Raw genomic sequence first — 19165 nt, forward strand, 5'->3', positions numbered from 1 at the left:
ACTCCTTAGAAAGGAGGTGATCCAGCCGCACCTTCCGGTACAGCTACCTTGTTACGACTTAGCCCCAGTCATGAGCCCGGCCCTCGGCGCCTGCCCAAGGCTACCGGCGACTTCAGGCAGAACCCACTTCCATGGCTTGACGGGCGGTGTGTACAAGGCCCGGGAACGTATTCACCGCGACATGGCTGATTCGCGATTACTAGCGATTCCGGCTTCATGGAGTCGAGTTGCAGACTCCAATCCGAACTGAGCCAAGGTTTTTGCGATTGGCGTCCTCTCGCGAGGTAGCAGCGCTTTGTCCTTGGCATTGTAGCACGTGTGTCGCCCAGGCCGTAAGGGCCATGCGGACCAGACGTCATCCCCGCCTTCCTCCTGCTTTCGCAGGCAGTCTCCATAGAGTGCCCAGCCGAGCTGCTGGCAACTAGGGATAGGGGTTGCGCTCGTTGCGGGACTTAACCCAACATCTCACGACACGAGCTGACGACGGCCATGCAGCACCTGTGTCCCGGCTCCCTTGCGGGCACCCCCTTCTTTCGGAGGGGTTCCGGGCATGTCAAGGCCTGGTAAGGTTCTTCGCGTTGCTTCGAATTAAACCACATGCTCCACCGCTTGTGCGGGCCCCCGTCAATTCCTTTGAGTTTCACACTTGCGTGCGTACTTCCCAGGCGGAGTGCTTAGCGCGTTAGCTACGGCACCCAGCAGAAGCCGGACACCCAGCACTCATGGTTTAGGGCGTGGACTACCCGGGTATCTAATCCGGTTTGCTCCCCACGCTTTCGCGCCTCAGCGTCACAAGTCGTCCAGGTAGCTGCCTTCGCTATTGGCGTTCCTTCCGGTATCTGCGCATTTCACCGCTACTCCGGAAATTCCGCTACCCCCTCCGACCGTCTAGCCTCACAGTATCCAACGCAGTCCTGGGGTTGAGCCCCAGACTTTAGCATCGGACTTGAAAGACCGCCTACACGCCCTTTACGCCCAGTAAATCCGGGTAACGCTCGCACCCTCCGTATTACCGCGGCTGCTGGCACGGAGTTAGCCGGTGCTATTACCTCGGTACCGTCATGATCGTCCCGAGTTCAGAAGTTTACACCCCGAAGGGCTTCATCCTTCAAGCGGTATCGCTCGGTCAGGCTTTCGCCCATTGCCGAAGATTCCTAACTGCTGCCTCCCGTAGGAGTGGAGCCCGTGTCTCAGTGCTCCTGTGGCTGGTCGTCCTCTCAGACCAGCTATGCGTCGTCGGCTTGGTAGGCCATTACCCCACCAACTACCTGATGCAGCGCGGGCCGATCCTCAAGCGCCGAAGCTTTAAACACCCGCCAGGGCGGGGGTTCACATGGGGGATTAGCCAGGGTTTCCCCTGGTTTTCCCCCACTTGAGGGCACGTCTCCCACGTGTTACTCACCCGTCCGCCACTAACCAGCCGAAACTGGTTCGTGCGACTTGCATGTCTTAGGCATACCGCCAGCGTTCACCCTGAGCCAGGATCAAACTCTCCAGAAACAATGACACCGAAGTGTCATTTGGATGTGCCTTGCGGCACTCGTTGGTTCAGTGGTTTCCCGATCTGTGCTTTCAAGGTTCGCGGTCACCCTTAGGCGACGCAAAGAAGAGAGTATCAAGGATTCGAGAAGCTGTCAAGGGGCGCAGCCCAGCGTGCTGAATTGTTCGAATAGTTCGCCGACAGGAGCCGAGAAACGAGGCTCCCATGCAGCAAAAACAACAGATTGACCCAGCAGACAACCCCAGGCCCTTCCGGCCCACCGAGCGCACTTGGTTTATCCGGGCGCTCGGTTTTCTGTGGCTCGTCGTCCTCGTCCTGGTGGCGCTGCGGGGGTAGCCCTTATGACGCCGAACCTCTTCGATATGCAGCGTGTCCAGCTCCGTTCCGGCGGCCGGGTCTACTTCTGGCCCGCGCCCTCGCCGGTGGACGGCTCCGTCTACTGGTCCTGCGCCCCCTTCCGGGGCGGGGCCATGGTCCCCGTGCCCACCGACCGCGGCGCCTACGTCGCGGTGGGCGCCGACCCGGCCCAGGCCCTCGAGCGCCTGGCCGAGCGCTGGGGGGTGGGCGGTGCTTGACCCCCGGCTCCGGCGCAGGCTCGAGCGGCTGGGCGAGCTGGTGCGGGCCCGCAACAGCGGCAGCGGCCAGCCCGTACCCGGAAAACCGCCTGAAACGGCCGGTAACCCCCCTCCGAGCGGGGCCCCGCGGGTGGACCTTGGGGCCAGGGAGCGCCTCGAGCGCCAGGCCGAGCAGTTGCGCCGGCGGGCCCGCCTGGTGCGGGGGGACCAGGCCGAACAGCTCAAGCGCGACCTCGAGCACCTGACCGCGCGGGCCTTCGAGCTGGTGGACCTGGGCCTGCCCCTCAAGGCCTACGAGGTGTACCGGGCCGCCCAGCTCCAGGCCGCCCGCTGGTTCGCCGAGGTGCCGCCCACCCAGGCCCTGCTCGAGCGCATCCTCCGGCGGGGGCGCTGGGAGCTGGAGGGCTTCGCCCTCGAGATCTTCCAGGCCCTGCTCGAGCTGGCCCTCCACGTGGGCGACCGCCGCGGCTACCACCCCTCCACCGGCGAGGTGGCCTTCCACCTGCCCCAGCTCGCCCTGGCCCTCTACCTGTGGCCCGACGCGCGGCTCGAGACCGCGAGAAAGCGCCTGCAGCGCGGCCTGAAGGCCCTGGCGGAGCTGGGCTGCGTGAGCTACAAGGCCCGGGTGGGCAACGCCAAGGACACCGACACCGGCGAGGCGTTGGGCTGGAAGGACGGGACGGTGTTCAACGTGCGGCTGCGCGCGGGCCGGGCGGCCCCGCTGCTCAAGGAGACCCTGGCCCACCCCTGGCGCGACCTGGACGGCGACACCCGCCGGGGGCGCACCATAGCCAAGCTCATCCGGGCGGCCTTGTCCCAATCACAAAAGACAGTGGATAGATTGATGGACAAAAAGAGCCTCAAAGAATGGGCGTTACCGCCTTCTCTCCTGAACTCTCAATCGTTAACTGATTGGGACACGTCGCCCGAGGCCGTGCACGTCGCCCTGCGCAACGCCGTGCAGGACGTGAAGCACGCCACCGAGCCCACCCGGATGCAGTTCATCGGGGCGGCGGCAGGGGCCATCAGCCGCAACATGATGGACGGGCACAGCCGCTGGCTGTACTTCGCCCTGCTGGGGGGCGCCCGGGCGCTCTACGAGAGGGGCACCGACCGCTTCAAGGCCCTGCAGGCCCACATCGGCGAGGTGCTGAGCCAGTACGGGCGGGGCGAGGCCCACAGGCCCGGCGCGGTGCTGGTGACCCGGCTCAAGGAGGCCGGCCTGTGGGACGAGCTGATGGGGGCCTGGGAGCGCTGCGCCTGGAAGGCCAAGGCCCCGCCTGAGGCCGGGGGCGCGGGCGCGGGGGGTGGGGGGTGAAGCGCGAGAGCTGGCAGCGCTGCTGGCGGCTGCTCAAAGACATCCAGGCCGGCGTGGGCACCTATGCCACCCTCGAAGCCTCGAGGCCCAACGACAACCGCCGGTACAACGGCCTAGCCAGCGCCCTGACCAACGCCCGCTATCTGGTGGCGCTGCTCGAGGCCCAGCTCCGGGCCGAGGGCTGGCCGCAGCCAGAACCCAAAGGCCGAGAGCCTGAGCGCTCGGACTACGACGAGGCGGAGGCCCGCCGGTGAGCGCCCTCCGGGCCCTCCTCCTCGCCCTGGCCGCCGGCCTGGCCCTGGCCGTCGTGGGCGCCCTGCTGGCGCTGCTGGCCCCGCTGCTGGCCCTGCTGTGGGCGCTGCGGCCCCACCCGGCCCCGGCCCCCTCGCCCGAGCTGGGGACCGCGCCGGCGCCAGAGGCCTCGCTCACCCCTGAGCCTCCCCCGGCGGTGGCCACCAACTCACCCCCCAACCCCAAGGAGACCAACTGATGGGCACCGAGATCTGCATCTGGCCCGAGGTCGAGGAAAAGCTGTGGCTCAAGCATCGAGTCAGCGTCTACGAGGTGGAGGAGGCCTTGGCCGACCCCCGCATCCGTACCCGGCGCACCAAGGGCAAGACCGCGCTACCGGTGTACGAGGCAGTGGCCCGAACCGAGGCTGGGCGCTATCTGTTCCTGGTGGTGCGGATACGCCCGGAGTGCGTGGAGATCATCACCGCCTATGACGCTGAGCCCAAGCACCGGAGGTTTTACAATGGCTAGGATGAGCAAGACCCCGCCCCGCCGTGTCCACGCCCTCAAGGCGCGCCCCAAGAAGGCCAGAGGGCCTAAGGCCGTGGTTCGCGAGGTGCCGGCCTTCAAGAGCGCCCTCGAGGAGTCGGAGTGGTGGGACGCCCACGAGCTGGCCCCCGACCTGGTGGAGTCCGGCCCCAAGGTGGATGCCGAGTTTAGAAAGCTGCTCAAGGACCGCAGCCGCCCCCGGCGAAAGTAGCCGAGTGTTCCGAGGGTCCTTATGTCACTGGCGTAAGACGCCGGCTTACACCCGCCCGCCGCGGAGCTGGTCACTCGGGGCGCAATCACAGGCTGCAAACCCTTTCCCTGACGTTAAAAGGTAAGTGGCCACCTTCGACGCTTCATTGAGGGTGTGTTCTGGTATCGGCGTATTCACTCGTGGGAGTAGTCGAGCTCGAGCACTTCCTCGAGCCTCACCGAGCGACCGATGAGCCGGGAGAGCTCCTCGAGCACCACCCGCAGCACCCCCAGGTCGAGCTTGTCCGGGGCCTTCCGGGCCCAGCGGTAGACGGTCTGGGGCCCCACCTTCCCCCCGAGCGCGGTCTGCAGCCGGTAGGCGGTGACGCCCTCGCGCTCGAGCAGCTCCTTGAACTTCCAGACGATCACGGCGGCCATGATGCTCACTCTAACAAGGTAGTATCTCGTTGAAAACCTGTCCTATATAGGATAGTATAGGAGCACTGACCAAGCCCGCCCTAGGAAAGCAGCTTGGCCAGGAACCCAAACCAGAAGGAGAGTCCACATGCAGCATACCTCAGCCGCCCCCGCCCTCGCCGCCCTGGCCCTGGCCTACCTGGCCCGCCTGGCCCAAAGCAGCCGGGAGTGCCGCAACCCCTGGGAGCTCCTGGAGTTCGCCCGCCCCTTCCCCGGCCGCCTGCTGGGCCTCGCCGACCGCCGCGGCCTCTACCTGCCCCTGGTGCTCTTCCCGGGGGGGGCCGGGCGGGTCGGGCGGCGCAACGTGGCCGACGGGGAGATGCTCCAGATTCTTGCAGCGCTGAGCTACCCCGTGCAAGCCTATGTCATGGCCCCAGCCCCTGAGGAAAACCCCGACCCGGCCCCCCAGGAGCCCGAGCCCTGCACCCCCGAGGCGCTCGAGCGGGCCTTCCTCGAGCACGGCCACCCCCTGACGCTGGGCTTCGACGAGCACGGCGGGTTCTACGCCCAGGCGGGGGGCCTGCTCGAGTGGGACCCCCAGGGCTCGCAGTTCGCAGCCATCGTGCTGGCCGGGCGGCTGGGGGTCGAGCTGCCCTGGAGCATTGCCGAGCCGGGGGAGGGGAAGGGGGAGCGGTGAGCGAGCCCACCCTAGCCGAGCGCATCCTGGCCAACCTCCAGCGTGGCCCGCTGGACCTGTGGACCCTGAGCTACCGCCTGGCGCAGCGCCCGGCGGTGGTGTCGCGGGCGCTGTACTCCATGACCCGTGCCGGCCTCGTCGAAAGCGAGTGGGGCCGGCCCAGCCTCTCGGGGGTTCGCCGCCGGGTGTGGCGGCTGGCCCAGCGCACCTACACCCTCGAGGAGATCCTGCGAGATGCCGGCCTGCGCCTGGCGGAAAGCGACGGCGATGCATGACGACCAATACCGCCCGCGTGATTTTGCTCCTTCTCATCGGCGTTATCTTGTTCACCCGGCTGAACGCGCCGGCGGTGCCCGCCGAAATTGGCTCCACCCCCCGGCCCCTTCCGCCGGCGGGCACCGCCACCGGTCAGGCTCAGGCCCTGGAGGGGGAAACCCCCGCGGCTGTCAGCCTCCGCCGTCCGGATGAGACGGCGGAAACCGCCAGAGCCTGGAATTTCTGCTGGGCACGCGTAGAATACGCCGCCGTTGCCGGGCGGCGCGCCCACCTGCGCGTGTCCGGGCGTGCAAATACACTCACTCTTCAGACTGGTTCGGGTATTTTCACCTATGCGACCCCCGACGTGTGCAGCGGCGGGAGTTGCGCGGTAGACCTGGCGACCCCTGGCCCTTATACGGTGCGGTTCGACGGATGCGAGCCGGTCTACCTGGGAGGCTGAGCGCATGGACGACAAAGGGCAGACCACCAGGCGACCCAAAGGTTACCCCGGCCGGATGGCGTTCCGGGCCTTCACCGCCAAGACCAACGGCCGCAAGCGCAACCCGCTCGAGCAGCCCCAGCAGGAGCTGCTGGCCGTGGTGCTCTCCAGCGAGCGGGCCGCCCAGCGCGTCATGGAGTACGCCGGGGGCGACCTCCGCAACCTCGACGGCTGCGACGTGCGCGACCTGGCCGGCATCCCCGACATGGGCGACGGGCGGGCGGCCCGCCTCGCGGCCTTGCTGGCGCTGATGGCCCAGTTCGCGGCCCCCTTCGCCGAGCGGGTGGAGCAGCTCGAGGCCGAGAACGCTGGGCTCAGGGCCAAAGAAGCTGCTGCCCAGCGCAAGATCATGACCTCCGCGGCGTGAGCCGCCGTCGGGTTCCGCCAGCGCAAACCGCCGTCCGTCGTGGACGGCGGTTTCTTCCTTTATGGGCGCTTTCCGCCGGGTCATCCTGCACGAGATGGCCAGCGACCGCAAGCCCGTGAGCCCTGACCAGAAGTGGACCCCTGGCGCCCCCTACGAGGTGGTGCTCGAGGTGCGCTCCGGCGACCCGCGCCCCATCAGCCGCTCCCAGCTCGAGGCCGCGCTGCGAGCGCACTTCAAGAGCCCCGCACTCTTCGTAAAGGACTGGGGCTACCGGGGGCGCGATCTGGTGGTGGTGGCCGGCGTAGCCCAGACCCAGACCCAGGCCCAACAGGCCGCCCTGGTGCCGGCCCTGGTGATTACCGCGGTGGCGGTGGCCGCCGCGCTGTGGGCGCTATATCGCCTGGCGGTGGAGGTGCGCGAGGTGGTGGAGCTGGTGCCTGCGCCGGCGCGCGAGGGGGTGGCGGTGGGCGCCGCCGTGGGCATGGGCGGCGCCGGAGTGCTGGCTGCCGCCCTGGGCCTGTGGTTGCTGCTGGGCCGCAAGAGGTAGGCATGGCCGAGATTAAGGCGAAAAAGGTTTGCCGCGTCCTGTACTTCGACCAAAAAGGACGCTTCACCAAAGACCCCACCCAGGCGGTGAGAACCGCCACGGTGAAACAGAAGCCCAGGGCCAGGAACCGGGCCCGTCTGCTGAAGCGGGGAGGTGAGTGGCTGGACCTGGGCCCCAGCGCCGGTGGCAAGGGCCAGGCCCGGGCGGTCATCACCCGGCGCGGCAGGGTGGTGGGGGTGAAGGTCTTCGACCCCTACCTCTCCGCCGAGCGCCGCAAGGCCCGGGCCGCCGGCGACCGGGCCACCCTCGAGGCCATCCGGGCCTACGAGCGCGACCTGGCCCGCCTGGTGGCCGCCGACCGGCTCGCCAAGGCCCGCGAGGAGCACGCCCGCCGCGTGGCGCGGGCCCTCGAGGACGCCCACCGCCGCGACCTCTCGAGCAAGGGCGGCCGGCGCACGGCCGCCCGTAACGCCCGGGTGCGCGAGCTGCGGGCCGGCCTCGAGGGCAGGGGCCAGGCCGAGCTGCTGGCCCTGCTCCGGGGCGAGGCCCGGCGCGACCGCGAGCTCGAGCGGGCGGTGCGGGCCGAGCTGAAGGCCCTCGGCCTCGACGCCGCGCCCAAGAGAAAGCGGAGGAAAGCCGCATGAGCGACAGCCGCGTGAGACTGCCCAAACTCAAGGAGCGCCCGGCCGAGGGCGCCGAGCCCGGGCCGGTGGCCGCCGAGGAGCCGGGCCAGCCCCTGGGTAAGGGGGAGCTCTCTCCCCTCCTGCGGGAGGCCGTGGAGTCCCAGCCCCTGCTGCAGGAGCCTGAGCCCGCCGAGCCGACCCCCGGCCCCAGCTCCCCCCGACCCGTCACCCCCTCGCCCGAGGGAGTGGCCGCCCCCACCCCCCAACCCACCCCCAGCCCAGCGCCCACCCCTGAAACCTTGGGGCCCGCCCCTCAGCGGCCCAAAAAGCCCAACCTGTTAGGCGCTGTCGTCGCTGGTGCGGTGGCCGTGGCCGGCGTGGGCCTGTTCGCCCTCCTGGGCCGACAGGCCCCCCAGGGCCAGGCCGCCCAACCCCAAACCCAACCCCAAACCCAAACCCTCTCCAGCCCCGGAGCCCCCCTGTATGGCCGCCGAATCATCGAATAGCGAGGCGCAAGAGCTCGAGGCCCTGCCCGAGGCCGACCTGCTGGGCGACGAGGGCGGCCTCGAGGCCGACCCTACCCAGGGCTTCCGGGCCCTCGAGGACGCCACCCCGCCGCGTGAGCCTGGCCCGCCCGGGCCCGAGCCTGAGCCCGAAAACCCGCCCGGGCCCGACTACTCCCAGCTCGAGCCCTACTCCTCCCAGGAGATCCTGCAGGCGGCCGGGCTCGCCGTGCTGGGGGTGGCCAGCCTGCTCAAGGCGGGCCCCGCCAGCGAGGCCGAGGTGCGGGCCTTCCACAAGCGCTTCGAGTGGGTGCAGTACCCCATCGTGCAGACCACCCTCTACCTCGACGCCCTGCGGGTGGGCGAGGCGCTGCGGGACCAGTTCGGCCTGGCCAAGGGCCGCCTGCCCGGGCTCGACCGCGGGGGCGACACCCCGCCCTGGGTGCGCCTCCTCGCCGCCGGCGTGGGGCTGGGGATGGCCGGCTTCGGCGCGCTGGGGGCCATGCGGGCCGAGCGCCAGGCCCGGCAGGCCCGCGCCCACCCCGACCCCCGGCCCGAGGAGGGGGTATGACGGCCGCGCTCGAGCGCCCCGTGGGGCTGGGGCCGCTGCGACTGCCGCTGTGGCTGCTGCTGGCGCTGCTGGCGGCCGTGCTCTACGGCGGCCGCCAGGCGGTGCAGCGGGCCTCCGGCCCCTCGCTGGGGGCCCGGGCCGCCCGGGCCGCCCTCGAGGAGCTCGAGCGGTGGCGGGGCCTCGACGAGGCCGACCCGGCCGCCCGGCCCCTGCTCGAGCGCTACTGGCGCGAGGGGCTGGGCTACAGCGCCGAGCAGGCGGCCGCCGCGGTTGCCCGGCGCACCCACTGGAGCGCGGCCTTCGTCTCCTACGTGATGCGCCGGGCGGGAGCAGGAACCCACTTCCGCTACTCGGCGGCCCATGTGGACTACTGCGCAGCCGCCAAGCGCAACCGGCTGCGGGGGGACACTGCTAACCCCTTTTGGCTCTACCGCCCCCGCGAGCATGCCCCCCAAGTGGGCGACCTGCTGTGCAACGCCCGAGATGGGTCAGGCGTAACCTACGACAACGTGGACGACGGTCGGCCCCGGGCCGCCCACTGCGACGTGGTGGTGGCCAAGGAGCCCGGGCGGTTGTGGGTGGTGGGCGGCAACGTGGGCGACGCCGTGGCCCGCCGGCCGGTGGCCACCGACACCCAGGGCCGGGTGTCCGGCGCCGGGTACTTCGCCGTGCTGAAGGTGAAGCATGAAGGTGCCTAGGGTCTTTTCGAGCCTGCCGGCGTGGGTTCAGGTCGCCCTGCCGGCGGGATTCTTGCTGCTGCTGGGTCTGGCAGCACGGAGGGTGGACATGAACCAGAAAGAGAAGGCAAAAACCCCGGACATCGTGATTGACCCCGGGCACGGCGGGCGCGACCCTGGGGCGGTCAACCCCACCACCAACACCACCGAAAAGGAGATCAACTTGTCCACGGCGTTGACGCTCAAGTACCTGCTCGAGCAGGAGGGCTTGACGGTGGCGCTGACTCGGACGGGCGACACGTACCCCGGGCTCTATGACCGCACGCAGGACGCCCAGCGGGCCGGCGCGAGGGTGTTTGTCAGCGTTCACTACGACACCTACACCCGCCAGGCCCGCGGGGTGTACTACGGCGACTCCGCAGGCTCCAGGGAACTCGCCCAGAAGATCGCGGCTGCCCTGCCGAGGCTGGCGGAGCCGAACTGGGTCAAGAGCCACAAGGAGAGCCGTTTCGGGCGGCTCTACATCGCCGACTTCACTGCCGGCCCTTCGGTGTTGATCGAGTTCGGGCCCACCGCGCCTGTGGGCCGCGAGCTGGTGCCCGGCCAGGGCGAGGCCCTGCTGTGGCTGGTGCAGGCCCTCCTCGTGGTGGGCCTGGTGCGCCTGGCCGGCGAGGCCCTGGCCGGCCTGGCGGGCCTGGTGCCCGGGGTGGGCCCGGTGCTGGCGGCCGCCCTGCGGCTGTTCGCCGGCAGCTACGAGCGGTGGCTGGCCCAGAAGGTGCCGGCCCTGGCCGACGTGGCCGTGCAGCGTTCCGAGGAGGCCCTGAAGGGCGCCGGCGGGCCCGCCAAGCTGGGGGCCGCCGTGGCCCAGCTCCAGCGCTCGGCGCCCGGGCTCAGCCCCGGGCAGGCCCGGGCCCAGGTCGAGGCCGCCTTGACCCGCCTGCGCGGGGCCGGCCTCGAGCAGAAGTCGGGGGGGAAGTGATGTGGCGTGATGTCGCGGGATGGACGCTGATCGCGTTCGGGGCTTGGGGCGGCCTGACCCTGATCCCGTTCGCCGTCAACAGCGAGGCGATCGCCCAGAAATGGCGGGAGGCAGGAATGAGCGACGAGGAGATCGCGAGGGCCTCCACCAACATCGTCGCCGTCAAGCTGGGCCTGAGCGTGCCGGCGCTGGTGGCCGGCGTGTACCTGGTGAGGCAGAAATGAACGAGAACAGCGCCAGCCTCAACCCTAAAACCGAGATCGGCCGCGGGATGCTCAACGGCTTCGGCGCCATCCTGGCCTACGCGGTGGTGTTCGGGGTGCTCCTGTTGCTGCTCCCGGACCCCGCTGAGCCCCAGGTTCCGGGGGGGTGTGGATGCTCGAGCAAATAGCCCAACGCCTGTTAGGGGGTGGCGACGTGGGGAAGCTCCTGGGCCCGGCCCTGGGCCAACTCGCGGCCGCCGTGTGCGCGATGCGCGAGGACCTGGCCGCCGCTAAACGGGCCCTCGAGGACGTGAAGGCCTCGCTGGGCTACGAGTACGGCCGGGCCAACCCCAAGCTTCCCCCCTTCGACCCCTACCGGCTGCCTAAACGCTGGCTACTCGAGGCCCCCGCCGGCGAGACTGCCGAGCCGGCCCGTGTTAAGGCGGCGCTGAGCAGCCCGGCCCGCCGGGGCTTCGTCGAGAACCTGGGCGAGAACCCGGCCTTGGTGACCCTGTTCCTCGAGCCTGGCGACGGCTACGGGGAGCAGCGCATGACGCTCGAACTCCTGCCCGGCCGGGTGTACGACATCACCCACGCGGTGGACCGGGTGGAGGTCGCGGCCACCGCCGCGGGCGAGGTCCGGGTGCAGGTGCTGGCCCAATGAGCATGTTCGACGTGTACGCCCAGGCCTGGGCGCAGCTCACCCAGGCCCAGCGCCTGAGCCTGCTCGGCGGCAGCCCGGTCGTGGTCAAGGGGCGGTTCACCGACCCCGACACGGGCGCCGCCTACGGCCGGGTGGTCTTCCCGCCCGAGTACGCGGTCTATCTGTGGCCGGGCGACCCGCTGGGGCCCTACTTCCGGCGCGTGTGGCGGGTGGAGGTCTACGGCTACTACGACTCCTGGTGGACGATCCAGTCCTGGCTCATCGACCGCAGGACCGTGCCCTGGATCAACTGCGGCCGGAACCCGGGGACCGCCGGGGGCTGGAGCCGGGCGGGGGCGAACAACTGGGGCCAGGTGCTGCGCGCCGGGATCGACGAGCGGCTGGCCCAGCACCCCGGCACGCTGTTCTACACCCTCAGCCACAGCCACAACGCCTTCTTCAACACCCACACCTTCGCCGCCGACGGGTACGAGGCCCTGCCCTGCGCCGGGGCGCCCGAGGAGCTGGCCGAGCTCCCGCCGCCCCCGCTCGCCCCCAGGACGTGCCCCGGCCTGGACGCGCCCGCGTGGAACCCGGGCCCCAGGCAGTCGGGGTGGTGGCCGCCGTGCCTCAACCCCAGCGAGCCCACCGCGGAGGGGGCCAGCCAGCCGCCGCAGGCGGTCGAGGCGGCCGCCGGCGGGGTGCTGGTGCTGGGCTCCCGCCGCGGCCTGCGGCGCGGCATGAGGGGGGGCGAGGATGGGAGGATCTCCCGTGGCTAGAGGAATTCCCCCCTGGGCCCTGGCCCTGGCCGGCCTGGCCCTGGTGGCCTCGGCCGGCGCGGGCGCGAGCGCCTCGAGCGCCCCCCGCCCCTCGCCGGCCCCCGCGCCCAGCCCTGGTGACGGCGGTGGGGGCTCGGGCAATGGCGGGGACTCGGGAGGCCCGTTGGAGAAGCCAGACCTGCTCGAGCGCCTCATCGCCCGGATCAACGAGGCCAACCGCGAGCTGCTGCGGGTGTACCCCTGCCGCTCCACCCCTTGCATGGACGAGGTGGTGGCCCGGGCCATCCTGGAGGCCTCCAAGCAGACCGGCGTGCCCCCGCCGGTGCTGGCGGCCACCGTGCGGCGGGAGTCGAGCTTCTGGCCCACCGGCGACCCCAAGCGGTGGCCGGCCTGGAACTACGACTACCTGGTGAGCCGCTTCGAGGACCAGCGCGTCAAGAACGAGGGCTGCCCCTCGCCCTGGCCCATGCAGCTCGTCACCAACCCCCCGCGCATGTACGGCCTGGCCATCGGGCCCATGCAGGTCAAGCCCGCGGCCTTCTGCGACGTGGGCCTGCGGGCCAACAAGCTGCTCGAGCTGAGGTACGACCAGGGCATCTACTACGCCGTGCTGGCGGGCGCGAAATACCTGGCCATGCTGCGGCAACGTTTCCCTGGGATCGGCTGGCGGGGGTGGCTGTACGGCTACAAGGAAGGCCCCGGGGCCCTCAAGGCGGCTATGCAGTCAGGCCAGTGGCGCCAGGACATCCTTAGCGGTTACTGCGACAGGATCTTAACCTGGGCCGCCGGGTACCCCGAGCTGGCGTAGGATTGGGCCGCGTCGGGTGGTCTGCCCGCGCTGCCCCACTGCACACCCCCCGGCCGAAACCGGGGGGTGGGGCGTTCCAACAGGCTGCGATCAAGGCAGCTTTGGCTTAACTCGCCAGATGTCCGACGCTTGCCACTCATCGACGGTAGCAGCCTGGGCAATGGAGGACGCGAAGTACACATAACCATCGGCCGACCAGTTGGGCATCCAGGCACTCGCATCCCCTTTGGTTAGCTGGGTAATTGCGGTGCCATCGGCTTTCATGATGTAAACCTGGAACCTGCCGTCGCGGTTCGACTGGAACGTGATCCAATTGCCGTCCGGTGACCAGGAGGGAAAAGAGTTGTCATAGCTGCCGGTGGTGAGCTGGGTAACCTGCCCAGATTTTATGTCCAGCGTGAAAATCTGATACTTACTTCCCACCTTCCGGTCGAATACCAGGCGCTCTCCTGAAGGGTTCCACCGGGGAGAAGAGCCAGGAACGTAGATGGTGAATCCTGAGCCATCGATCCCAATAGTGCAGATCGTTGCTTCTCCTCTTATAAGAGTGTTAAAGACCACTCTCTTGCCGTCAGGGCTTACGTCAGGCTGACCATCCGCTGTCCCAGCCGGATTATTGGTAATAAAGGTGGTTCCGATACCTGAAATGGGAGAGCGTACAAGCAGGGGACGGCCACTGGTCACGTTCACATACACAAACCCGCTGCCATCAGGCAGCCACGTGGCATCTCCAGCGCCAGGACCAGCCACCAGCCGCTTCCCCACACCCTCGGTTGCGACCAGCTCCACGCTAAAGGCTGCCCCACCCTTCTTGGTGCGGTCATAGACGCCGTACAAGAGGGACTTTCCATCAGGGCTAGGACGGGGCCAGAACTCGATAGTAGGGTCGTTCGTGACACGGGTAATCTCGAGAACGTTCGCGGTTGCAGCCGGGGTAGCCTCCTGCGGCTGCTTCTGTGCGGCTGGCATGCATGCGCTAAAAACGAGTAAGCCGACGATGGAAGCGAAGAGTCTTGTCATAGTTGCTTATCTCCTAGGCCCTTGGTTGGGCAATAGCATGCTACGTTTGGAATAGGTGTAAGTCTTGTGAGTTTTGCACACCCCCCTTTTTGCAAGCCCCCGCGTTCTGTTATTCCCGTACATGCCCAGCTCGGGGTGCCGGCACCAGCTCGTCGAAGGCCCGCGCAGCTCCGCCGCCCGCCGCGGCGGGCTCAAGGGTCGCGAGGTCCGTGCAGGACGTGAGGACACGGGAGAGGGGCCCGAGCTCGTCCCGCGATCAAGACGATGAGGGGTTCTGTTATTTGCGTATAAGGGCCAGTGTTGGCCCCGAAGCCCAGCGCCCGGCCCGTGCACAAACGGTACTTTGTGCATTCTGCAAGGCCGCACGTGCCCCACGGGGTTCTGGCAATGCAAATACCCCCTGCATAATGGGGTCATGATCTACGGCTACGCGCGGGTGAGCACCAAGGACCAGGACCCCTCCGCCCAGGTGGCCGCCCTCGAGGCCGCCGGCTGCCAGCGGGTCGTGACCGAGCACGCCTCGAGCCGGCTGTGGGAGCGCCCCCTGCTCCAGGGCCTGCTCGGGCGCCTCGAGCCGGGCGATACCCTCACCGTCTGGCGCCTCGACCGCCTGGTGGGCCCGGTGGAGCACCTGGAGCGGGTGGTGGGGCTCCTCGAGGCCAGGGGCTGCACCCTGCGGAGCCTGAACGAGCACATCGACACCTCAAACGCGGTGGGGCGGATGTTCGTGCAGTTCATGGGGGTGCTCAACGAGTACCGGCTGAACTACATGCGCGAGAACACCCTGCTGGGCCTGGAGCAGGCCCGGGCCGAGGGCCGCCGGCTGGGGCGCCGCCCCAAGCTGTCCGAGCCGCAGCAGCGGGCGGCGCTGGAGATGGTGGCCGCCGGGAGGTCCCGGGCCGAGGTGGCCCGGCTGTTCGGGGTGGACGCGGCCACCGTGGCCCGCCTGGTGCGGCGCCACGGGGGCGGGGCGGCCGCTCAATCCACCAGGGAGTAGTCGAGGCGCACCCGGCGGCCCAGGTGGTCCTGCAGCGCCTTGAGCGGGGTCCGCCAGCCGAGCGCCATGTGCTCGCGGCGCTCGTTGTACACCTTGAGCCAGGCCACCAGCGTGGCCGCGGCGGCCGCCGGCGGGACGAAGGCGTAGAAGTCCTCCTTGTCGGTGCGGTGGGAGCGCTCCACCCGGCCGTTCTGCTGGGGGCGGCCCGGCTGGATGAGGTGGTGGCGGATGCCCAGCTCCTCGAGGGCCCGCTCGAAGGGGTGCGGGCGGTGCACGTGGTTGTAGCCGGCGAAGGTGAACTCCGCGCCCCAGTCGGTGCTCACGGTGCGGATGGGGAAGGGGAAGAAGCGCGCGCAGCGCCGGATGAAGTCCACCGCGCTGGCCGGGCTGATGTCCTCGTAGATCCGCACGAAGCGCACCCGGGTCAGGCACTCGATGGCGGTGAACTGGTAGGGCCCGCCGGAGGCCACGTACTTCACGTCCACCTGGACCCAGCCGAAGGGGTAGGAGGCCTTGCGGGGCGGCTTCCGCTTGCGGGCGGCGCGGCGGGCCAGCAGGCCCATCCGGTGCAGGGCGCTGTAGTAGGTCGAGGTGGACACCCGCACCCTGCGCCGGCGCAGCTCGCGCAGCAGGCGGTGCCCGCGTAGGCCCCGCTCCCACAGCGGGCGGATGCGGCGCTCGAGGTCCTTGCGGGCCCGGGTGCGCCGGGGGCGGTTGGAGCGGTTGTAGAGGGCCTCGAAGCGCCTCCCGCAAGCCCGCCAGCGGCGGTGCCACTTGGTGACGGTGGAGTGGTGCACCCCGTACATGGCGGCCACCTCGCGGCAGCTCCTGCCCCGCTCCACCTCGAGGCACCACTTGAGCCTCTGGCGCGCGAGGGTCAGATGCGCTAACCTGTTCACGGGTACATGCCCCCCGCGCCGATCACCCACCGCATGGGAGCCGTCGGCGCGGGTTTTCCGTTGTCGATTCCGGGTCGATGACGATGGCGCGGGGGTTGCAGCGAGACGATCCATACGACGGCGAAGGGACGCATGGCGCAGGGTTGTATAGCCTGCGCGCCTATAAATCAACAGCCTAGAAATTGACCCAGGCACCTCCGGGATGGGTTGTGACAAATGACCCAGCGCGATGGGCTCGTATGGTATTAATTCGTTGGATTCTGTCGGCGATCTATCCGAACGTTTCACGCAGCCCAGCGTGCCTCAGAGAGGCAAGCGGCAAGGGACTGGGCCATGCGCAACGCGCCGCACCAAAGCGAGCTGGCGCGGTAGGATGAGGCCCTATGGATTTGCTGGTGGTCGTTCCCCATCCCGATGACGAAGTTTTCGGTGCGGGCGGCACCCTTATCGAGTACGCCGAGCGGGGCCTCGAGACCGGCCTGATCACCCTGACCAGGGGTGAGGCGGGTCGAACACTGGGGCTGTGTGATCCGCAGGACCTGGGTGCCCTTCGCGCCGAGGAACTGCGCAGGGCGGTCGAGGTGCTCAAGATTGGGCACTTCGAGCTGTACGACTTCCCCAATGCCCGCCCCGCAGCAGCCGTGGAAGGCGAGGCCAGGGGGGCGGGGTTTGAAGCCAACCGGGGGGTAGCCGACCACCCGGAGATCGTGGATTTACTGGTGCAGCGCTTTGAAAACCTCAGACCCCGCGCGATCATCACCTTTCCCCCCAACGGCATCAACGGGCACGTGGACCACGTCGCTACCAGCCGCTGGGTGGGCGCGGCGGCGGCGCAGTATGGCAAACCGCTCAAACTGTTCTACTATGCGCCGCCCACCCCGTATCCAGGTCACGAGGAAGGCTATCTGCCCCCCACCCATCAGCGGATCATCCCCCTTCACGTCCTGGCCCAGAAGCTGCGGGCGATGGCCCAACACCGCACCCAAGCCCTCTCGGTACTGGGGTTCATGGAGCGCTCGGCTGAACGGCTGGCCAAGGAGACCTTTCACCTGGTGGGCTACCAGGGGGAGCTGCAAAGCGAGCTGCTGTAGCTCAGGGGAAGCTCGGGCATTAATCACAGCCTCCAAGCCCCCTTCCGGCTAAGCTCCAGAGGGTGGAAAGGCTCGCCTTTCCGCTCTCGGGGGCGATGAGACCTGTCCTGCACCTGGGCGCCTGGGGCAGGTTGAGCCAGTGGCGCAACCGACCGAGCCAAGGTGAACACTGCCGCCGTAGCTGTTGGTAGCGAGCTTTAGGGGTTTTAGGGTCGGTGAGGCGTCCAGCCTGGCCGATCGTGTTCTTTTGGGTCCCCCCCATCTGCTGGCCCGGCCTTGAGCGAGGCTTTCCATGCGCATCGGAATCCTCTCGGACATTCACGCCAACCTGCCCGCTCTGGCCGCGGCGCTGAGCTGGCTGTCCAAGCAGCAACTCGACCACATCATCGCGGTCGGGGATATCGTGGGCTACGGCCCCCACCCCAAGCTGGTCATCCGCATGCTCCAGCGCTTCGGCGTGCAGTGCATCGGGGGTGGCACCGACCTGCGGGTGGCCTTCCAGCTGCTCTCGGGTGCTCCCCGCAACAGCATCTCCGACATGACCCTGCGCTGGACCATCCAGCGGCTCGAGGAACCCGAACTCGGCTTTTTAAAAAGCCTGCCCTACCACCACCGCATCCCGCTGTCCAGGGGCCAGCTCGTGGCCTTTCACGGCACCCCCGAAGACCCCGAGGTCAAGATCGACCCCGGGCTGCCCGCCGCCGATCTGCTTCCGCTGTTCGAGCGCTTCGAGGCTGCCTGCGTGGTGGCTTCGGGAAACCACCTGCCCTTTGAGCGCCGGCTGGGTGAGCGTCTGCTCATCGACCCCGGTTCGGTGGGGCTGAGCCTGGGGGGAGCACCCGGGGCTGACGCGGCGGTGCTCGTGGACACCCCTCAGGGGATGAGCCTTCGGTTCGAGAAGCTGCCCTACGACACCGAGTGGGTGGCTCAGGACATGGCGCTCCTCGGCTTTCCCCCACCCCTGATCGAGGCCGTCCGCTATGGCAGCTTTAATCCCTCGGGTAACAGCGTTTCCAACGCGACCATCGAGTGGGTGCCGTCCGTCCGTACGAGGGTTGAATAGCAAAACGGCGGCTTGCCTCTTGCCTTCGGCGCTCGACTTACAATATGCCGGTATGCGCCCTGCTTGGCTCGAGGTCGACCTGGATGCGCTGGCCCACAACGTCGCCCTGCTGCGCGAACGAGCTGGCGGGGTTCGTCTGATTGGGGTGGTCAAGGCCGATGCCTACGGCCATGGAAGTGTGGAGATCGGGCGGGAGCTGGTTCGGTTAGGCGTGTGGGGGCTGGCCGTCGCGACGGTGGGGGAGGGACGGCGCTTGCGCCAGGCCGGGATCGCGGCCCCGGTGCTGCTGCTGGGCGGCCTGCACCCCTCTCAAGCGGCGGAGGTCCTGGAAGTGGGCCTCATCCCCTCGCTCTCCAGCCTCGAGGCGGCCTTCGCCCTCGATCGGGCCGCCCGTGCCCTGGGCCTGCGGGCGCAGGTGCACCTCAAGTGGGACACCGGGATGGGCCGGGTGGGCTTCGCCTGGGAGGAGGCCGCTCGGGTCCGGCTGGCGCTGGAGGGCTTGGAGGGGCTCGAGATCAGCGGGCACTACTCGCACTTCGCCGACGCCGAGGCCGACGAGGCCTGGACCCGCAGTCAGATCGCCCATTTTGCGGTGGTGCGGAGGGTTTGGGGGCCGGGCTACGTCTACCATCTCTGCAACACCGCCGGCATCTTCAACTACCCCGAGGCCGCCTACGACGCGGTTCGACCCGGGATCTCGCTCTACGGCCTGTGGCCCGGGGTGGGCCTCAGACCCATCGCCCGGTTGCTGGCCCGGCCCACCCTGGTCAAGTGCCTGCCCCCCGGCAGACCCATCGGCTATGGGGGGCTCTACACCACCCAGGGCCACGAATGGATCGCCACCTTGCCGGTGGGTTACGCCGATGGGATGCCGCGTTTGCTCTACAACCGAGCCACGGTGCGCTTGCAGGGGCAGAACTATCCGGTGGTGGGCCGAATCTCGATGGACCAGATCACGGTGCGAATTCCCCGGCAAGTCAGCCTGGACACCGTGTTCGAGGTGGTCACGCCCGACTTCGACCCCAGCTCGAGCCTGTGCGGCTGGGCCGAGCTCAGCGGAACCGTGAGCTACGAGCCGGCGGTGCGGCTGGCGGCCCGACTGCCCAGGGTCTATCTGCGCGGCGGGGTGGAAGTGGCCCGGACGGAGGGTTGAGTATGGGG

The 19165-nt window shown here is 69.0% G+C and carries 28 protein-coding genes, 1 rRNA gene and 1 riboswitch; of the genes, 25 read left to right on the forward strand and 4 right to left on the reverse strand.

Annotated features, from left to right (window positions below; genetic code table 11):
* Positions 1-9: 9 nt before the first annotated feature.
* Positions 10-1500: ribosomal RNA gene (locus tag B047_RS0115140) — 16S ribosomal RNA — on the reverse strand.
* A 205-nt stretch (positions 1501-1705) separates the two neighbouring features.
* Here B047_RS0115140 and B047_RS18580 point away from each other — a divergent pair.
* Genes B047_RS18580 through B047_RS0115175 form a run of 7 tightly spaced genes read left to right on the forward strand, consistent with a single transcriptional unit; the run spans position 1706 to position 4385 of the window.
* Positions 1706-1837: a hypothetical protein gene (locus B047_RS18580; RefSeq protein WP_018467821.1), complete on the forward strand. Its 132-nt coding sequence runs from the start codon at positions 1706-1708 to the stop codon at positions 1835-1837.
* Positions 1838-1863: 26 nt separating this feature from the next.
* Positions 1864-2076, forward strand: a complete 213-nt coding sequence (locus B047_RS0115150) for a hypothetical protein (RefSeq protein WP_018467822.1) — start codon at positions 1864-1866, stop codon at positions 2074-2076.
* Complete coding sequence (locus B047_RS0115155) at positions 2069-3394, forward strand: hypothetical protein (protein WP_018467823.1); 1326 nt, start codon at positions 2069-2071, stop codon at positions 3392-3394. Before B047_RS0115150 ends, B047_RS0115155 begins: the two co-directional genes overlap by 8 nt.
* The gene (locus tag B047_RS0115160) at positions 3391-3648 is read left to right on the forward strand and encodes a hypothetical protein (protein WP_018467824.1); all 258 of its coding nucleotides are present in this window, start codon (positions 3391-3393) and stop codon (positions 3646-3648) included. The genes B047_RS0115155 and B047_RS0115160 overlap by 4 nt, the downstream gene beginning before the upstream one ends.
* The gene (locus B047_RS16995; protein WP_018467825.1) at positions 3645-3884 is read left to right on the forward strand and encodes a hypothetical protein; all 240 of its coding nucleotides are present in this window, start codon (positions 3645-3647) and stop codon (positions 3882-3884) included. The genes B047_RS0115160 and B047_RS16995 overlap by 4 nt, the downstream gene beginning before the upstream one ends.
* A complete protein-coding gene (locus tag B047_RS0115170; protein WP_018467826.1) occupies positions 3884-4156 on the forward strand; it encodes a DUF4258 domain-containing protein in 273 nt (90 codons plus the stop codon). Before B047_RS16995 ends, B047_RS0115170 begins: the two co-directional genes overlap by 1 nt.
* A 1-nt stretch (position 4157) precedes the next feature.
* Positions 4158-4385, forward strand: coding sequence for a hypothetical protein (locus tag B047_RS0115175; protein ID WP_018467827.1), 228 nt, complete (start codon positions 4158-4160; stop codon positions 4383-4385).
* Between the two features lie 173 nt (positions 4386-4558).
* Here B047_RS0115175 and B047_RS0115180 read toward each other — a convergent pair whose 3' ends face one another.
* The gene (locus tag B047_RS0115180; protein ID WP_157205964.1) at positions 4559-4810 is read right to left on the reverse strand and encodes a hypothetical protein; all 252 of its coding nucleotides are present in this window, start codon (positions 4808-4810) and stop codon (positions 4559-4561) included.
* A gap of 118 nt (positions 4811-4928) precedes the next feature.
* On the opposite strand from B047_RS0115180, the gene B047_RS0115185 reads away from it, so the two are divergent.
* The 14 genes from B047_RS0115185 (at position 4929) to B047_RS0115260 (ending at position 12934) form a co-directional block, all read left to right on the forward strand.
* Positions 4929-5477, forward strand: coding sequence for a hypothetical protein (locus B047_RS0115185; protein WP_018467829.1), 549 nt, complete (start codon positions 4929-4931; stop codon positions 5475-5477).
* A complete protein-coding gene (locus B047_RS0115190) occupies positions 5474-5752 on the forward strand; it encodes a hypothetical protein (protein WP_018467830.1) in 279 nt (92 codons plus the stop codon). Before B047_RS0115185 ends, B047_RS0115190 begins: the two co-directional genes overlap by 4 nt.
* Positions 5753-6199: 447 nt before the next feature.
* On the forward strand, positions 6200-6601 hold the full coding sequence (locus B047_RS17340; protein WP_018467832.1) for a hypothetical protein: 402 nt from the start codon (positions 6200-6202) through the stop codon (positions 6599-6601).
* 61 nt (positions 6602-6662) lie between these two features.
* A complete protein-coding gene (locus B047_RS18035; RefSeq protein ID WP_018467833.1) occupies positions 6663-7148 on the forward strand; it encodes a hypothetical protein in 486 nt (161 codons plus the stop codon).
* 2 nt (positions 7149-7150) lie between these two features.
* Positions 7151-7792, forward strand: a complete 642-nt coding sequence (locus B047_RS18040; protein WP_018467834.1) for a hypothetical protein — start codon at positions 7151-7153, stop codon at positions 7790-7792.
* Positions 7789-8277 (forward strand): hypothetical protein, encoded by a 489-nt coding sequence (locus B047_RS0115215; protein ID WP_026234955.1) that lies wholly within the window; start codon positions 7789-7791, stop codon positions 8275-8277. Before B047_RS18040 ends, B047_RS0115215 begins: the two co-directional genes overlap by 4 nt.
* Positions 8255-8845: a hypothetical protein gene (locus B047_RS0115220; RefSeq protein WP_018467835.1), complete on the forward strand. Its 591-nt coding sequence runs from the start codon at positions 8255-8257 to the stop codon at positions 8843-8845. Before B047_RS0115215 ends, B047_RS0115220 begins: the two co-directional genes overlap by 23 nt.
* Positions 8842-9543 (forward strand): DUF2272 domain-containing protein, encoded by a 702-nt coding sequence (locus B047_RS17350; protein WP_018467836.1) that lies wholly within the window; start codon positions 8842-8844, stop codon positions 9541-9543. The genes B047_RS0115220 and B047_RS17350 overlap by 4 nt, the downstream gene beginning before the upstream one ends.
* Positions 9530-10501 carry an N-acetylmuramoyl-L-alanine amidase gene (locus B047_RS17750; protein ID WP_157205965.1) on the forward strand — a complete coding sequence of 324 codons (972 nt, stop codon included), beginning with the start codon at positions 9530-9532 and terminating at the stop codon, positions 10499-10501. Before B047_RS17350 ends, B047_RS17750 begins: the two co-directional genes overlap by 14 nt.
* Positions 10501-10725, forward strand: a complete 225-nt coding sequence (locus tag B047_RS0115240; RefSeq protein WP_018467837.1) for a hypothetical protein — start codon at positions 10501-10503, stop codon at positions 10723-10725. The genes B047_RS17750 and B047_RS0115240 overlap by 1 nt, the downstream gene beginning before the upstream one ends.
* A complete protein-coding gene (locus B047_RS18045; RefSeq protein WP_018467838.1) occupies positions 10722-10892 on the forward strand; it encodes a hypothetical protein in 171 nt (56 codons plus the stop codon). Before B047_RS0115240 ends, B047_RS18045 begins: the two co-directional genes overlap by 4 nt.
* Positions 10877-11368 carry a hypothetical protein gene (locus B047_RS0115250; protein WP_018467839.1) on the forward strand — a complete coding sequence of 164 codons (492 nt, stop codon included), beginning with the start codon at positions 10877-10879 and terminating at the stop codon, positions 11366-11368. Before B047_RS18045 ends, B047_RS0115250 begins: the two co-directional genes overlap by 16 nt.
* On the forward strand, positions 11365-12126 hold the full coding sequence (locus B047_RS0115255) for a hypothetical protein (protein WP_018467840.1): 762 nt from the start codon (positions 11365-11367) through the stop codon (positions 12124-12126). Before B047_RS0115250 ends, B047_RS0115255 begins: the two co-directional genes overlap by 4 nt.
* Positions 12119-12934 (forward strand): transglycosylase SLT domain-containing protein, encoded by an 816-nt coding sequence (locus B047_RS0115260; RefSeq protein WP_018467841.1) that lies wholly within the window; start codon positions 12119-12121, stop codon positions 12932-12934. The genes B047_RS0115255 and B047_RS0115260 overlap by 8 nt, the downstream gene beginning before the upstream one ends.
* Before the next feature lie 90 nt (positions 12935-13024).
* Here the strand turns inward: B047_RS0115260 and B047_RS0115265 are convergent, their stop codons facing one another.
* Positions 13025-13954: a TolB family protein gene (locus tag B047_RS0115265; protein ID WP_018467842.1), complete on the reverse strand. Its 930-nt coding sequence runs from the start codon at positions 13952-13954 to the stop codon at positions 13025-13027.
* A 415-nt stretch (positions 13955-14369) separates the two neighbouring features.
* Between B047_RS0115265 and B047_RS0115270 the strand changes: the two genes are divergently transcribed.
* The gene (locus tag B047_RS0115270; protein ID WP_018467843.1) at positions 14370-14951 is read left to right on the forward strand and encodes a recombinase family protein; all 582 of its coding nucleotides are present in this window, start codon (positions 14370-14372) and stop codon (positions 14949-14951) included.
* On the opposite strand, the gene B047_RS17355 is transcribed toward B047_RS0115270, so the two are convergent.
* The gene (locus B047_RS17355; protein ID WP_169336609.1) at positions 14933-15850 is read right to left on the reverse strand and encodes an integrase core domain-containing protein; all 918 of its coding nucleotides are present in this window, start codon (positions 15848-15850) and stop codon (positions 14933-14935) included. The two genes, B047_RS0115270 and B047_RS17355, sit on opposite strands and share 19 nt — an antisense overlap.
* 383 nt (positions 15851-16233) lie before the next feature.
* Between B047_RS17355 and B047_RS0115280 the strand changes: the two genes are divergently transcribed.
* The 3 genes from B047_RS0115280 (at position 16234) to alr (ending at position 19157) form a co-directional block, all read left to right on the forward strand.
* A complete protein-coding gene (locus B047_RS0115280) occupies positions 16234-16941 on the forward strand; it encodes a PIG-L deacetylase family protein (RefSeq protein ID WP_018467845.1) in 708 nt (235 codons plus the stop codon).
* 79 nt (positions 16942-17020) lie between these two features.
* Positions 17021-17104, forward strand: a riboswitch (cyclic di-GMP riboswitch).
* A 129-nt stretch (positions 17105-17233) separates the two neighbouring features.
* Positions 17234-18004, forward strand: a complete 771-nt coding sequence (locus tag B047_RS0115285; protein ID WP_018467846.1) for a metallophosphoesterase family protein — start codon at positions 17234-17236, stop codon at positions 18002-18004.
* A 52-nt stretch (positions 18005-18056) separates the two neighbouring features.
* On the forward strand, positions 18057-19157 hold the full coding sequence (gene alr / locus B047_RS0115290) for an alanine racemase (protein WP_018467847.1): 1101 nt from the start codon (positions 18057-18059) through the stop codon (positions 19155-19157).
* The last annotated feature ends 8 nt before the right edge of the window (positions 19158-19165 follow it).

Origin of the sequence: Calidithermus timidus DSM 17022 (genome assembly GCF_000373205.1) — a bacterium.
GTDB lineage: Bacteria > Deinococcota > Deinococci > Deinococcales > Thermaceae > Calidithermus > Calidithermus timidus.